We start from the raw sequence: 13841 nt of genomic DNA, 5'->3' as shown, positions 1-13841 counted from the left end.
GGGTGCGGTGTTCTGGTGCGTGGTGGGTGGGGGGGGGGGGGGTTGTTTGTTTTTGGGTTGGCTCTCCTTCGCCCCTGAGACCGGACTTGGACGCCCCTCGTGGGCCCCCCCGCTACACCTCTTGGAACGATCCATGTCCTTCAAGCACCTGCCCCTCCTCGGCACCGCCGAGATCATCGGGACCCTGAACCTCACCCCCAAGCAGACCGCCGCAGCGGCCACCTTGGCACACCGGGTGACTCAGAGCGCCTGGCGGCGACGGCCGCCGCACAAGAGCGGCCAGACCTACGCGGATTTCGCCGCGACCGTCACTGACTGCGCCTGGCTCACGATGTTCGAGGTCGGAGCCCTGCTCACCCTGGGCCGCCACCGCGATGCGCTGCTCCTGACGGAAGCCTCCCGCTTGGTGCACCAGCCCACGCACACCGGACGGCCTCGATGACCTGGCCGTCCCGCCATCACCCACACCGAAACCTGGAGCCCGATGTGCTCGACCTCTGCGCCACCCGCACGGCCCTGATCGTGACTGCGAACCTACTCCGCGCGCAGGCCGAGCACCGCACTCCGCTTGAACTCGCCACGCACGCAGGCGTGCTGGAGATGTGGAAGCAGGCAACCCCGGAGCTTCGCCGGATGCTGCTGCTCCAGGCTGCGTGGGAAACCCGAGGCCGTTTCACCGGGGAGGCCGACGACGACGCGGCCCGCTACGCCGGGTACTTCTCCGACGTGGCAGCAGATGCGGCGGCGAACGGGGCGACCGACCGAACCGACTTCGTCCACCTGATCACGCCCCCGTTCCTGACCGCCCAGTCGCTGGCCTTCGACCGGGAAGAGGACACGGTCTCCCTCGTCGCCACGCTGCTGCTCGCCCAGCACATCCCGGGCCGGTGGATGTGAAGAGCGGCGCCCGCGTCTGGCTGCGCCAGGCAGACAACGCACCGGTCCGCGATCGAACGGACGCGGCGGCCGCATTTGAGGTGATCGAGACCGCGACGGACGCCACAGGCCCCGTCTGCCTGCTCACCGCCCACGACCCGCTCATCAACGCCCTGTACGCCGGGTGGCACCCCCTCGCCCGGCTCATCCGCACCTGAAAGGACCGACGCACTCATGACCATCCAGATCGAACACACCCGCGCCGACGGCACGATCCTCCACGGCTCCGTCAAGGGAGACGGCGTCTACGAGATCGTCCAGCAGCACGGCTTCCGCTACTCCCGGAACGTCGGCATCTACATCCGCGGCTCCCGGGACAAGGAGGCGCAGCACTGGCAGATCAACCGGGCGGCTGACGCCCTCCGAGCGGCCGGCCACACGGTCACGGTCGAGATAAACGAGGACGACGACCGGTCCTTCGCCGAGATCGAGGGCGCCCGCGAGGAGCGCGCCGAGGACAGGGCCGAGCGGTTCAGCGACCGCGCGGGCCGCGCCTCGGCGGCCTCCGACGCACGGCGCGGCGCGGCCCACGACATCAGCCGGCGGTTCGAGTTCGGACAGCCGATCCCCGACAACCGCGCCGGCGGGCGCCGCGCCCGCCGTGACCAGGAGCGCATGCACGACAACATGCGGAAGGCGATCGAGGAGGACAAGAAGGCCGGGTACTGGGCCGGGCGGGCCGAGGCCGCCGAGTCGTACAAGCAGCACCGAAACGACCCGTACCGCACCCTGCGGCGCCTGGAGACGCTGCGGGCTGACCTACGCCAGCAGGAGCGGCACCACGCGGAGGCCGTCGAGAAGGGGTACGACTCGGTCGACCGGCACGCCCGCCTCATCCGGGACATCCGCAAGGAGATCGGGCACTGGGAGGAGGTCGTCGAAAAGGCGGAGGCCGAGGGTGTCAAGGTCTGGGGCCCGGACGACTTCGCCCCCGGCGACTACGTCGTGTGCCTGGGCTCCTGGTACCAGGTGGCCCGGGTGAACCCGAAGACGCTGAGCGTCGCGTGGAACCTGAGGCTCGCCCCTAAGCAGGTGATGACGCTGGAGGACGCCACCGAGCGCGGACGGGTCTGGACCCACCCGGTCGACTACACCAAGGTCCGGGCCCGTTGCCCGGAGGAGGCGATGGTCGCCTTCCGTGCGGACGGGAAGGTGCCCGGTACGAAGGCCGCGCGGGCAGCGTCCGAGGAGCAGCCGGCGAGCGCCGTCCGCGAGGCCCAGGCGGCGAAGCCGAAGCCGAAGGCGACGAAGTCCACCAGCGACCCGAAGCTCGCGAAGCGGGTCTACGTCACCTGCCCGCTCGGCGGGGCCAAGGCGACGCTGACGTGGTGGAACGGCAACAGCCACCCGCACAAGGACTTCGAGCCGGTGACGATCACGGCCGAGGAAGGCGCGAAGTTCCACCGTTCGGTCTGGTCCCGCCCACTCCAGGACGAGATCGCAAGGATTCTCGACGAGCGCGGCTACGTGTGCGGCGAGGACGACTGGACGGTTTCCCGCGACCGAAGCGGCTTCGTGCGGACCATCCAGCCGAAGCCGCAGGACGCGCCCGAGGAGCCCGCCGAGCCTGCCGTGGGGATGGCGGCGGCCCCGCTCCTGCCCCTGGCCGGGTAGCCCCCCACCCGGGGAAAGGGCGGGAGGTTGACCCCACCCCAATAGGTAGTAGAATTTAGATATGCGGTGAGGGGGTGACGCCATCCCCTCACCGCCCCGACGATCACGAAGGAGTGGGAACCATGGCCGATGACGGCTACTTGGGCCAGTACCTGCACGAACTTCCGCCCAGCACCCGCAACATCACCTCCGCGGCGATGGCGCTGGCCCGGGTCGGTGAACTCGGCTGGGCGCCTCGGGGTGGATACCCGGGCTCGGACGTCCTGTGGCCGGTGAAGTGCCTGCTGTGCGGCTGGGACGGCCTGCGCTTCTACAGCCACCTCCGCCGCGCCCGGCCGAAGGGCCGCCACGCGGGGTGCATTCCGCTCGGGGAGATGGCGGACCGGCTCGACAAGCTCGGAGGGACGGCCACTGGCAGCTGCACGTGCGCTCAGCCCCACGCCGTGAGCGCCGAAGCGTTCCACGAGGCCGCCCTCCTCCTCGGCTCGGCCCACGCCGACGGCGCCCGCGAGCAAGCCCTCTTCCTCGCCGAACGACTCTTGGGGCCCTGCACGGCGGCGGCCCGCCGCGGCCGCGCCGCACAGCGCGCCTTCCCCCGCCCCTGACCACACCCCCGAAAGGCAGCAAACGATGAAGCCGTTCAAGATCGGAGACCGCGTCTCCGTCCTGTACCTGTCGAGGACCCGAGGCACCTGCCTGGCCATGAACCGGTACGTCGTCCAAACGAGCGACCACCCCGTGTACGGACAGAAGGTCTGGGTGGAGATGCCCGCCGAGTCCGCGCGGGCCAGCTTCCACGTCACCCCCGCGCACCCCGACTTCATCAACCGCATGGACGCCGACCCCATCTCCGCGCAGTCCACGAACACCCTGATCTCCAACCTGGACTGGCACCTGACGATGGCCGCCCCGCAGTCCACCCGTCCGACCTGGCCGGCTGGGTGGTGCAGCGCACGCGTCGAAATCCCCCTGACCGAAGATGAGCGCGCCGCACACGCCTCGCAGGCCGCGCTGCACCTGCAAGAACTGCGGCTGTGGCGGGCCGAGTTCACGCGCTGGGCCCAGTCGGTGATGCCGGAGCACCTGCGAGGAACCCTGTGATCTCCACCGACCGGCCGCACGCGACTTCCGGCGGGGCCTGGCTCGCCCGCGTCCGCAACCCGTCCTCCGCACACGAGTACCGGACCCTGATCCCCACGAACCGTCTGCGCACCGAGGAATGGGCCCAGGCGCAGGCCGTCATAGCCGCCTCCCGGGATACCCCGCAGCTCGACGCGTCGTTCTGGGAGGGTGCCGCTCTGTACGAGCTCACGTACCTGCCCCAGCTCGTGCACCGGGAACGGGCCGTCGCGTGGGCCGCGCTGCTGGAACTCGGCGGCGTGACACCACAACGCGGCTGGCGCCCGGGTGTCGCCGCCGCCTGGGCGGGGCGCGGCGACCGGTGGCGCGACCACCTGGAAGGCGTGCACCAGAGGATGCGGGAGCAGGTCATCGGGTTCGGAACCACCCTGGCTCAGGTCATGTGGGCGGCGGAAACGCCTCACTGCATGGAGATCGAGGAGTACCGGGACGGCTTCGACGAGGTGAACTGGCAGCTCCTCGGCGCCGACGTGCACAAGGCGGCGATGTCCACCTTGATCCGGACCCCGTACGGCCTGCTCTGGCTCGACAACGGGTGAGCCGGGCGCCCCCGCTGCGGCGGGAGCCAGGGTTCACCCCACCCCTAAAGATAGTAGAATTTCGTTATGAGTTGAGGGGCCAGCACCCTCAACTCCGGCCCGTCCCGCACCCCCGCGGGACGGGTCGCCCCGTTTCAGCACCCCAAGGAGCCACGATGGACCTGCAACTCGACCTGTTCGCCGCGCTCGCCTCCGAGTCCGAGCAGCCTTCGAAGCCCGCACCCGCTCCACACCGTGCGGCAGCACCCACCGCGACCACCCGCCCTACGGTCGCCGCAGCTCCGGCCCCGCGCGCGAAGCCTGCGGCCGGCCGCCGGTTGTCCGACGAGGGCGCCCACCGCACGGCTGTCGCCCTGGGCGAGGCCGTCGCGGGCGCATGGCACAGGGCGCACGGCGGCCCGGACATGGCCGTGCCCATCGGCCTCGTCGCCGCCCTCACCCTGATCAGGCAGCGCGACGCGCACGGGCCGGACCTCAAAGCCCAGATCCTCGCGCAGCAGCCGCGCGAGCTGATCGAGATGTACCGGCAGATATGGGCCGGACACTGGCAGGCCCGCCCCGATTTGATCGACCGGGCCCGCGTCCTGCACGAGTGGCTCAACGCTCCGGGCGAGATCGACGACCACCGCGCGTACTGCGTCAAGGTCGTCACCGAGGCCGCACTAAAAACGGGGATCCTCGACCTCACCGGGCACCCCGACGCCATCGAGCGGTCACGGACCGACGCCCTGTCGCACGTGATCATGCTTCTCCGAAGCGACGGCGCCCGTCAGGGCCTCGGTGAATTCCACACCCCATCGTCGGTGACGACCATGCTCGGGGAGGTGATGCTCGCAGAGCTCTCCGCCGAAACCACCATGGAGGCCAAGGGGCCCGAGGCAGGCCAGCACATCCACGACCCGGCCGGCGGGAGCGGCGGCATGCTCCGCGCCGCCGCTCAGGCCCTGCGCTGGCGCGGCCTCGACCCGGCGGACTTCCAATGGTCGATGGTCGACATAGACCAGGTCGCGGCGGCCTGCGCAGCAGTCAACGCGATCGTCTGGGGCCTGGGCCCCAACGTCGTGGTGGCCTGCGACGACTCCCTGGTCAACCCCCGCGCCGTCGAGGATGCCCGCGCCCATGCACGGGCCGTCATCGCGCACCGCGACCAGGTGATGGGCACCGCACGCATGATCGCCGCTGTTCGCCGGACGCAGGCGCTGCTGGAGACGGCGGTGGCGGCGTGAAGTCGGTCAGCTACGGCGGAGGCGTTCAGAGCACCAGCCTGATGGTGCTGGCCGCCCGCGGGGAGATCCCGCACCGCGACTTCCTCTTCGCCAACGTCGGCGACGACAGCGAGGACCCGCGCACCCTGGACTACATCCATCGGGTCGCCGCCCCCTACGCCCGCGCCAACGGCCTTCGCCTACATGTGCTTCATCGGCAGACCGCCGGACGGCGCGAGACCCTGTGGGAGCGGTTGATGCGCCCGGGCTCCAGGTCGCTGCCGATCCCGGTACGGATGAGCAACGGGGCACCTGGCACCCGCGGCTGCACCCGGGACCACAAGATCAAGGTGACAGGGGGGTGGCTGCGCAGGAACGGGGCGCGCCGTGAGGCACCGGCGGAGGTGGGGATCGGGATCTCCATGGACGAGATCGGCCGGGCCACCTCACGGCGGGTCGAACCGTACGAGCGGGTGACGTACCCGCTGCTGGACTTGCGGATGCGGCGCACGGACTGCCTGGGGCTGATCGCGGACGAGGGCTTGGAGGCCCCGCCCAAGTCGGCGTGCTGGTTCTGTCCTCTGAAGACGCTGGCGGGCTGGTCGGAGCTGGCCCGCGACCGGCCCAACCTGTTCGGCCGGGCATGCGACCTCGAGGAGACCCTGAACGCGCGCCGCGCGGCGCTCGGCCGGGATGAGGTGTTCCTGACGCGCACCGGCCGCCCGCTGGCCGACGCGATCGGCGCGGCGCAGGATGAGCTGCCGTTCGATCCCGGCTGCGATTCCGGATGGTGCATGACCTAGAGCCCCCCTGCTGACCTGCACGAACAGACTTGACCCCCTCCCTGGAGATAGTAGAATTTAGTTATAAGGAGGGGGGAGACCCCAAGCCGACAACCACAGGAGGAGCCATGACCGACACCACCACCGCCCTGCGCATCGACCTCAACGGGCAGGTCCGCGAATACGACCTCGGCGCCGACCCCAGCCAGCACTACAGGGTGATTGGCCGCGCCCTGCTCGACAGCGTCGAGGCCGTCGAGCACATCGAGCGCCCCGACGGGCCCAACGTCGTCGTCCTCGCCCGCGTCCACCGCGCAGGCCAGCCGCTCAATCTGTGGGCAGCCGCCGCCTCCGACGCCCTCGAATCTCAGATCACGCAACTGGTCGCAGGCGAAGTCCTGTTCATCGGCTACGCCCCCGCCACCGAGACGATCACCAGCCTCCCCGACGACGCGGCCGCACTGATCCGCGAAGCCTGCACCCTCCCGTAACCCCCGCTCGCAGCACACCTCTTGGAGAACGACCATGACCACAGACACCAGCGCCCGGATCTCCCTGATCGACCTCCTCCTCCTGGCCGAGCCCCTGGCCGACCGCCTCGGGCCGGACTGGACCCGCATCGAGACCAGTCCCGACCCCAAGACCATCCAGTACGGCCACACCACCGGAGCGGTACTCGGCATCCGACACCTGTGGGACGGAGCCGCCGCCCAGACCTATGTACGGACCGACGGCGAGCCCGCCTACAACGCCGGTGTCACCTTCCGCGAGGACACCTCCATCGACGACAGCCTCATGGCGGTCATCACCAACCGGCTCCTGCCCGCGATGGACGGTCACCGCCCCAAGCTCCGCCAGAACGGCACGCTCCACCAGCCCAAGGACGCCGAGTCGACCGAGGCCCCGACCACCGACGAGCAGCCGCCCACGGAGCCGAACACCGAGGTCCCCGAGTCCGCACCGGCCGAAGCCGACCGCCCCGACGCCGTACAGCCCGCCGACGCGGCACCGGCACCGAAGGCGCGAACCCGCGCGAAGAAGGCCGCACCCAAGACCCCGCCGGCGCCCACGAAGAAGGCCGCCCCGCGGCGGACCGCCGTCCGCAAGCCCAAGACCACCACCACCGCCTAACCCGACCAGACCGCCGGGGTGCGGGCGAACCCACCGCCCGCACCCCACATCGCAGAGGAGCCGAACATGACCGCAACCGCCATCGAGCCCACCACCGTCCACGACCACGCGGAGGAAACCACCACCTCCTTCGACGGGCAGTTCATCTGGATCGACCCTCGCGAACTCGTCATCGACCCGTACAACCACCGCCGCAAGCGTGGGGACGACGACAACGGCACCGAACCCGACCCGGCACTCGTTGAGTCCGTCTTCGAGTTCGGCGTCCACACGCCGCTACTGCTGCGCCCGCAGACCGGCGCGCAGGACGGGCTGCTCGGCGTCGTCTTCGGGCAGCGCCGGATGAAGGCCGCCCTGATCGCAGTACAGAGGGCTCTCGCGGCCGGCGAGCCCGTGCGGATGGTCCCCGCGATCGTCCGCGAGGACCTGCGTGACGCCGACGACGAGGCGCTGGCCTTGTCCGTGATCGAGAACGTTCACCGGCGGGAAGTTACGACCCTCGACGTGCTCGACGCTGCCGAACAGCTGGCTCTGATGCCGGTGGGCAAGCTCAAGCGCGAGCGGGCCGCCCGCGCCCTCGGGATCTCGCCCGAGGAGATCACTGCAGCCCCGCAGGCCGCCAAGCTCAGCGACAAGGCCCTCCGGGAGGCGACCACCGCCGACTTCGACCTGGTGGAGATGGCCGACCTCCAGACCGTCGAAGAGGTCCCCGGCGCCCTGTCCAAGCTCCAGCGCGCCAAGACCCGCGACACCAGGGAAGGAGACGACAAGCGGGGCAACTGGGCCCACGCCCTGGCGGAGCTGCGGCAGACACAGCAGGAGCAGCAGGAGCGGGAGCGCATCGTCAAGGAGCTGGCCGAGCAGGGCATCCAGATCGTGGTCTGGCGGGCGCACCGGGAGAACGACAAGTCCCGCCTCCTGGCCGACCTGGTGACCGATATCGGCAACCCGATGACCTCGGAGCAGCACGCCAAGTGCGGCGGACACGCCGCAGCCTTGGCCCCCGGCGAAACCGAGGTGGAGTGGGTCTGCACCGACTGGAAGCGGTACGGACACGAGCTGACCGACGAAGCCGCCGCAGCGAGCAAGAAGACCAAGTCCACCCCCGAGGAGCTGGACGCGCGCCGCAAGGTCATCCGCTACAACAAGGCATGGCGTACGGCTCGGGGGGTCCGCCAGGAGTTCATCGCCAAGATGTGCGCGGCGAACGGTGAGGCGGATGACTCCACATGGACGCTGATCCTCAGCGTGATCACCGGCACCTCCATCCACTACGGACGCCACGCCAGCAACCCGAAGACCGAGCTCATCTCCGCCTTCCTCGGCCTCCCGGACCCCAACAAGGACCGCAGCCAGTGGAACCGGGTAAAGAACCCCTACGCCAAGCTCATCGCGACCACGCCGAAGGCCCGACGGTGGCGGCTGCTGCTGGCCCAGGTGGCAGCCATGTTCGAGAGCGAGAACATGCATGACGGCGCCTGGCGGAACGTCGATGAGAGCTGCGTGACCTGGCTGAACTTCCTGAAGGGCCAGGGGTACACCCTCAGCGAGGTGGAAGCCGAAGTCCTCGCCGACGGCATGAAGCGGTTCCGGCCCGCCCGTCAGAAGAAGTAGGACTCCCCTGGGGGGTGGGTGCGCACCACCACACCCACCCCCATGGGTAGCAGAATTTCGATACGGGGTGACGGCGGCACCACCCCGTCAACCAGAAAGACCACCAGCCATGACCAGCAAGGCCACTCGCACCGCCACCCACGGCGGCGTCACAATCACCATCAAGACCAGCAACCGCACCACCACCGACCTCACCGTCACCCCCCACGAGGGCATCACCGTCCGCGGCCCGCACACCCTCACCGACGACGAGGCCCGTACCCTCGTCACCCGCCGCAAGCACTGGGTCTACCGGGAGCTGAACAAGCTCTGCGAGCAGGCCCCCACCAACCCCACCAAGACCCTCCGCGACGGCGAGACCTTCACGCTCCTCGGTGCGCCCCACACCCTGCGGCTCACCAGCCGCCGGCCCGACACCCAGGCCGCCGCGCCGCACAACGACCCCGAACACGGCCCCGTCATCGACCTGGAGCAAGCAGCAGCCGCGAACCTGGACATAGCACGCCGAACCCTGATCAAGATGCACGCGGGCACAGTCAACAAATGGCTGAAAAAGAACGGTGACCGAATCACCCGGCTCACCACGAACCCGGACATCCATATCACCGCCTCACCCCGCAACCGAACCACCTGGATCATCCGGCGCCCCACCGGCGAACTCAGCCTGCACTGGGCCCTCGCCCAGCTCCCCACTCTCCACCTCCGCGAACTCCTCCACCGCGCCCTGAACCTCCACTCCATCGCTGACGGACGTGAAGTCGATCAGCACCTCCGAACCCTCTGGCTCGGCGAACTCACCCTCGCCCCGCAGGAAGCCACCCCAGGCCCCGACGCCTGCCCCGGGTGCCAGGCTCGACCCGGCACCCTGCACACCAACCGCTGCGACGTCGCCCGCTGCGCCCTCACCGGCTTCCAGCGCGACTTCTGCCACCCCGGCACGACCTGCCTCACCATCTGGTCCGGCCGCTGGCCGGGCACGGACGAGTGCGAGGAGTACGGCTTCTTCTACCGAGTCGTGGCCGGCCGAGGCGAACCCTGCAACGCCACCGACAAAGGGGCCGAGCCCGACTACAACCGCCTCTATGCCGAGTGCGTGTGGCACGTCGGCCAGCAGCGCATGATCCTCCCCATGTAGAGCGGCGATCGCCGCGTCATCCCCAGGGGATCGCGAACCAAGTGCGGCGGACGGTCGAACGCAACCCGTAATCCCAACTGCGCCTCGAGAGGTCATCCGCACTGATGCCTCCCCGATCGGGCCAGTCGGGGGACTGCGGGGGACACCAGGGGGACAGAAAGGTAGGGAAGGGCCAGGAAGGTCGGAGACAGCTGAGTCCGAACGGTTAGATCTGGCGCTTCAACCGGGCTAGGCGACAACAACCTAGACGGCGCGCTTCTCGTCGCGGGTGCACGCAGCGGTTTCGCCGGCGGCACCGTCGACGGATGCGGAGCGTGACCATCGCGACTGTCCTTCACGCCGAGAAACCAGTAATCTCCCCGCAATGACGGCGCTTTCGCATCACAGCAGCGGCTACACCGAGCAACCGGGCCGCGACGGTTCCACGGCCACCACCGAGGCCGATCCGCATGTCATCGGGCCGGTGCAGACCTCGTACGCACCCGACCACGACGGGGATCCCGATCCCGGCGAGATCGTGTGGACGTGGGTCCCCTTCGAGGAGAACGACGGGCGGGGCAAGGACCGGCCGGTGCTGGTGGTGGCGCGGGAGCCCGCGGGCACGCTGCTGGCCGTCCAGCTCTCCAGCAAGCGCCACGACCACGACCACGAGTGGGTCGCGATCGGGACCGGGCCGTGGGACTCGGCGGGGCGGGAGTCCTGGGTGGACCTGGACCGGGTGCTGCGGGTGCGGGAGGCCGGAATGCGGCGCGAGGCGTGCGCGCTGGACCGCGGGCGCTTCAACCTGGTCGCGAACCGCCTGCGCGAACGCTACGGCTGGTCCTGACGCACCCCGCCGCGGGCGGGCTCGGGGGCGGGTCCTCGAGCCCGGCCCGTGCGCCGGTCAGTGTGGCGGGAACGCCTCGGTGAACGCGGCGCGGACCGGCGAGTCCCCGGGGTGCGGGCGAGGACGGCGAACCACGCGGTCGAAACGGTCCGCGAAACGGCCGCCTGCCGAGAGCAGGGCGGCGAAGGCGTGCGCGACCTCGCGGGGGTCGTCGCGGAACACGCCGCAGCCCCAGGCGCCCAGCACCAGCTGCGGGTACGCGTGGAACGCCGCCACCTCCAGGACGCGTTCCGCGCGGCGGGCCGGGACCACCGGGATGTCGTCGGCGCGCTCGGGTTCCCGGTGCGGATGACCCCGGCGTTGGGCGCGGGCGAGGTGAGGAAGCCCGCGGTGAACGGCTCCTCCAGCAGCTCGCCCCGGACGTCGCGGAACACGGGCACGGCCGGCGAGTGGATCACCCGGTCGGAGTAGAAGGCGCTGGGTTCCGCGCGGTGCGCCGCGTGGTACCCGGGAGCCGCCAGCAGGGTGGGTTACGGGGCCGAGGCCCGGCACAGCGCCTCCTCCTGGGCCTTCGCGCCCCGCAGGTAACCGCCTCCGGGGTTACGGACCGAGGCGAAGTCCAGGACGGCCACCGCACGGCCCGGCGCCGCGAGCCGGCGCGCCGCCCGGGTGCTGCACTCGGCCGTGACCTCCAGCTCCGGCGGGCCGACGGTGGATGTTTCACCTGGAACGACCGGGTCGGGCCCCTATATCCTGGTTTCAGCCACGGCACCCGCCACGGCCGACGCGAGCGACACCTCGCGCCCCGACGGCGCCCGGTACCCGCCGGACGCCATGATTCCTGCGTTCTCCTGCGCGATTGCCCGCAAGCGGCCACTCACCCTCACACCTCCGTCAGATCCATCGACACCCCCAGAGGGCCATCGTCGGAGATCCTGTCCTTGGCATCAACGCCTTTTGTCCATGCTGGCGTTGGCGCAAAGGGATCTTGTCGTGCGCCCCCCGCACCGGATTGGGTGGATCGGTCACGGCATCGACATGGAGGATCCGGCCATGCCACAGGAGTTGCCCGGCGGCCGCGCCCGAGCGGTCACCGAGGCCGAGGTCGAGGCGCTGATCCACGGCATCTGTTTCAAGACGGGCCCGCCCCGATGTACCGGCGCCGAGCTCGAATGGCTCGTACTCGACAGCGCCGCGCCGGCGCACCGCGTCGCCCCCGAACGCCTCGAAGCCGCCCAGGCGGCCGTGGAGGCCCTTCCCCTGCAGTCCCGGCTGACCGTCGAGCCCGGGGGGCAGCTGGAGCTCAGCTCGCTGCCCGCCGCCTCGCTCATGGAGTGCATCGACGGCCTCGACTCCGACCTGGCCGCCGTCCGGGCGGAACTCCGCTCGCACGGCCTCGAGCTGCAAGGGCTCGGCCACGATCCGCGCCGGGACCCGCGCCGCACGCTCCACCATCCCCGCTACGACGCCATGGAGGTCTTCTTCGACCGCACCGGGCCCGCAGGCCGGTCCATGATGTGCTCCACCGCGTCCGTGCAGGTCTGCCTCGACGCGGGGTACGAGGAACCCGGCCCGCTCGGCCACGGGCGGCGCTGGCGGCTGGCCCATCTACTGGGCGCCGTCCTCGTCTCCGCCTTCGCCAACTCTCCAGCCCGCTCCGGGCCGTACGCCGGCTGGCGGTCCGCGCGCCAAGGGGTGTGGACCGACCTCGACGGGCGCCGCACGCTGGCTCCCGCCCTCGACGAAGAGCCCCGCACCGCCTGGACGCGGCACGCCCTGGACACGGACGTGATGTGCGTGCGCTCGCCCGGCGGCGGGCCGTGGGAGGTGCCCTGCGGGCTCACGTTCCGCGAGTGGGTCCGCAGCGGCGGCCCCCGGCCGCCGACCCGCGAGGACCTCGAGTACCACCTCACCACGCTGTTCCCGCCGGTGCGGCCGCGCGGCCACCTGGAGCTGCGGATGATCGACGCGCAGCCCGGGGAGGACGGCTGGATGGTGCCGGTGGCGGTGACCGCGGCCCTGTTCGACGACCCGGAGGCCTCGGAGACCGCGTACCGGGCGGTGAAGGTGCTCGCCGACCGGGCCGGGCCGCAGCCCGCTCCCCGCAATGCGCTGTGGCTGGCGGCGGCCCGCCACGGGCCCGCCGACCCCGAGCTGCGGGCGGTGGCCGCCACGTGTTTCCGGGCCGCGGCCGAGGCGCTGCCCCGGCTCGGCGCCCCGCCGCGGCTGCGCGAGACCGTCGCACGGTTCGAGGACCGCTTCGTGGCCCGGGGCCGCTGTCCCGCCGACGAGCAGTACGACCAGGACCGGCACGGGAAGGGACCGAGATCGTGAACGACGCACCCCAGGCCCTGCGCGAGCGGGCCCTGGCGGCCCTGACCGCGGCACGGGCCCGCACCGCGGCACTGACCGACTGTGTCGGCGAGGCGGACCTCACCGCCCAGCACTCCCCCCTGATGTCCCCACTGGTCTGGGACCTCGCGCACATCGGGAACATGGAAGAGCTCTGGCTGCTGCGCCGCGTCGGCGGCCGGGACGCGATGCACCCGGAGATCGACCCGCTCTACGACGCGTTCGAGCACCCGCGGGCCGAGCGCCCACGGCTGCCCCTGCTGCCGCCCGCGGAGGCCCGGCGCTACGCCGCCGAGGTCCGCGGCCGGGTCTTCGACCTGCTGGAGAACACGCCGTTCGAGGGCAGCCCGCTGCTGGACGGCGGGTACGCCTTCGGAATGATCGCCCAGCACGAACAGCAGCACGACGAAACGATGCTGATCACCCATCAGCTGCGGCGGGGCGCCCCGGTGCTGGGGGGGGGGGGGGGGGGGGGGGGGGGGGGGGGGGGGGGGGGGGGGGGGGGGGGGGGGGGGGCACGGGGGGGGGGGGGGGAGGGGGGCATCCCCCGGCCGTGGGGTCATGGGA

At 71.0% G+C, this 13841-nt stretch carries 16 protein-coding genes and 1 pseudogene; 16 read left to right on the top strand and 1 reads right to left on the bottom strand.

Annotation, left to right across the window (positions count from 1 at the left end; translation table 11 throughout):
- Positions 1–133 precede the first annotated feature (133 nt).
- The 14 genes from ACZ7H1_RS10275 to ACZ7H1_RS10210 all read left to right on the top strand — a co-directional run bounded on the left by ACZ7H1_RS10275 (position 134) and on the right by ACZ7H1_RS10210 (position 10922).
- Positions 134–442, top strand: a complete 309-nt coding sequence (locus ACZ7H1_RS10275) for a hypothetical protein (protein WP_470785372.1) — start codon at positions 134–136, stop codon at positions 440–442.
- A gap of 80 nt (positions 443–522) precedes the next feature.
- On the top strand, positions 523–897 hold the full coding sequence (locus ACZ7H1_RS10270; protein ID WP_470785371.1) for a hypothetical protein: 375 nt from the start codon (positions 523–525) through the stop codon (positions 895–897).
- Entirely contained in the window at positions 888–1094 is a 207-nt protein-coding gene (locus tag ACZ7H1_RS10265) for a hypothetical protein (protein ID WP_470785369.1), read from the top strand. Before ACZ7H1_RS10270 ends, ACZ7H1_RS10265 begins: the two co-directional genes overlap by 10 nt.
- Positions 1095–1110: 16 nt before the next feature.
- On the top strand, positions 1111–2550 hold the full coding sequence (locus ACZ7H1_RS10260) for a DUF3560 domain-containing protein (protein ID WP_470785368.1): 1440 nt from the start codon (positions 1111–1113) through the stop codon (positions 2548–2550).
- Between the two features lie 122 nt (positions 2551–2672).
- Positions 2673–3155 carry a hypothetical protein gene (locus tag ACZ7H1_RS10255; RefSeq protein ID WP_470785366.1) on the top strand — a complete coding sequence of 161 codons (483 nt, stop codon included), beginning with the start codon at positions 2673–2675 and terminating at the stop codon, positions 3153–3155.
- A 25-nt stretch (positions 3156–3180) separates the two neighbouring features.
- Positions 3181–3651, top strand: coding sequence for a hypothetical protein (locus ACZ7H1_RS10250; protein ID WP_470785365.1), 471 nt, complete (start codon positions 3181–3183; stop codon positions 3649–3651).
- Complete coding sequence (locus ACZ7H1_RS10245) at positions 3648–4229, top strand: hypothetical protein (protein ID WP_470785363.1); 582 nt, start codon at positions 3648–3650, stop codon at positions 4227–4229. Before ACZ7H1_RS10250 ends, ACZ7H1_RS10245 begins: the two co-directional genes overlap by 4 nt.
- A gap of 155 nt (positions 4230–4384) precedes the next feature.
- Positions 4385–5455, top strand: a complete 1071-nt coding sequence (locus tag ACZ7H1_RS10240; protein WP_470785361.1) for an N-6 DNA methylase — start codon at positions 4385–4387, stop codon at positions 5453–5455.
- Entirely contained in the window at positions 5452–6237 is a 786-nt protein-coding gene (locus ACZ7H1_RS10235) for an adenine nucleotide alpha hydrolase family protein (protein WP_470785359.1), read from the top strand. The genes ACZ7H1_RS10240 and ACZ7H1_RS10235 overlap by 4 nt, the downstream gene beginning before the upstream one ends.
- 107 nt (positions 6238–6344) lie before the next feature.
- Positions 6345–6707 (top strand): hypothetical protein, encoded by a 363-nt coding sequence (locus ACZ7H1_RS10230; protein ID WP_470785357.1) that lies wholly within the window; start codon positions 6345–6347, stop codon positions 6705–6707.
- A gap of 34 nt (positions 6708–6741) precedes the next feature.
- Positions 6742–7347 carry a hypothetical protein gene (locus ACZ7H1_RS10225; RefSeq protein WP_470785356.1) on the top strand — a complete coding sequence of 202 codons (606 nt, stop codon included), beginning with the start codon at positions 6742–6744 and terminating at the stop codon, positions 7345–7347.
- A gap of 66 nt (positions 7348–7413) precedes the next feature.
- Complete coding sequence (locus ACZ7H1_RS10220) at positions 7414–8961, top strand: ParB/RepB/Spo0J family partition protein (RefSeq protein WP_470785355.1); 1548 nt, start codon at positions 7414–7416, stop codon at positions 8959–8961.
- Positions 8962–9070: 109 nt separating this feature from the next.
- On the top strand, positions 9071–10096 hold the full coding sequence (locus ACZ7H1_RS10215; protein ID WP_470785354.1) for a YgjP-like metallopeptidase domain-containing protein: 1026 nt from the start codon (positions 9071–9073) through the stop codon (positions 10094–10096).
- A 364-nt stretch (positions 10097–10460) separates the two neighbouring features.
- Positions 10461–10922 carry a type II toxin-antitoxin system PemK/MazF family toxin gene (locus ACZ7H1_RS10210; RefSeq protein WP_470785352.1) on the top strand — a complete coding sequence of 154 codons (462 nt, stop codon included), beginning with the start codon at positions 10461–10463 and terminating at the stop codon, positions 10920–10922.
- Between the two features lie 57 nt (positions 10923–10979).
- Here ACZ7H1_RS10210 and ACZ7H1_RS10205 read toward each other — a convergent pair.
- Positions 10980–11803, bottom strand: a pseudogene (locus tag ACZ7H1_RS10205) (TIGR02452 family protein).
- A 172-nt stretch (positions 11804–11975) separates the two neighbouring features.
- Between ACZ7H1_RS10205 and egtA the strand changes: the two are divergent.
- Together egtA and ACZ7H1_RS10195 are read left to right on the top strand one after the other, a co-directional pair.
- A complete protein-coding gene (gene egtA / locus ACZ7H1_RS10200; protein ID WP_470785350.1) occupies positions 11976–13256 on the top strand; it encodes an ergothioneine biosynthesis glutamate--cysteine ligase EgtA in 1281 nt (426 codons plus the stop codon).
- A partial coding sequence (locus ACZ7H1_RS10195) for a DinB family protein (RefSeq protein ID WP_470785348.1) occupies positions 13253–13841 on the top strand: 589 nt, incomplete at its 3' end. The genes egtA and ACZ7H1_RS10195, both read left to right, overlap by 4 nt.

The organism is Streptomyces sp. NPDC037401 (genome assembly GCF_055602345.1).
Note: the sequence above shows the minus strand (reverse complement) of the source record. Positions and strands in the feature narration are given on the sequence as shown.

Bases quoted from the DNA above. Each gene is read 5' to 3' on its own strand.
- ACZ7H1_RS10250 (WP_470785365.1), top strand. From the start codon at position 3,181: ATGAAGCCGTTCAAGATCGGAGACCGCGTCTCCGTCCTGTACCTGTCG.
- ACZ7H1_RS10255 (WP_470785366.1), top strand. From the start codon at position 2,673: ATGGCCGATGACGGCTACTTGGGCCAGTACCTGCACGAACTTCCGCCC.
- ACZ7H1_RS10220 (WP_470785355.1), top strand. From the start codon at position 7,414: ATGACCGCAACCGCCATCGAGCCCACCACCGTCCACGACCACGCGGAG.
- ACZ7H1_RS10225 (WP_470785356.1), top strand. From the start codon at position 6,742: ATGACCACAGACACCAGCGCCCGGATCTCCCTGATCGACCTCCTCCTC.
- ACZ7H1_RS10260 (WP_470785368.1), top strand. From the start codon at position 1,111: ATGACCATCCAGATCGAACACACCCGCGCCGACGGCACGATCCTCCAC.
- ACZ7H1_RS10230 (WP_470785357.1), top strand. From the start codon at position 6,345: ATGACCGACACCACCACCGCCCTGCGCATCGACCTCAACGGGCAGGTC.
- ACZ7H1_RS10215 (WP_470785354.1), top strand. From the start codon at position 9,071: ATGACCAGCAAGGCCACTCGCACCGCCACCCACGGCGGCGTCACAATC.
- ACZ7H1_RS10240 (WP_470785361.1), top strand. From the start codon at position 4,385: ATGGACCTGCAACTCGACCTGTTCGCCGCGCTCGCCTCCGAGTCCGAG.
- egtA (WP_470785350.1), top strand. From the start codon at position 11,976: ATGCCACAGGAGTTGCCCGGCGGCCGCGCCCGAGCGGTCACCGAGGCC.
- ACZ7H1_RS10275 (WP_470785372.1), top strand. From the start codon at position 134: ATGTCCTTCAAGCACCTGCCCCTCCTCGGCACCGCCGAGATCATCGGG.
- ACZ7H1_RS10210 (WP_470785352.1), top strand. From the start codon at position 10,461: ATGACGGCGCTTTCGCATCACAGCAGCGGCTACACCGAGCAACCGGGC.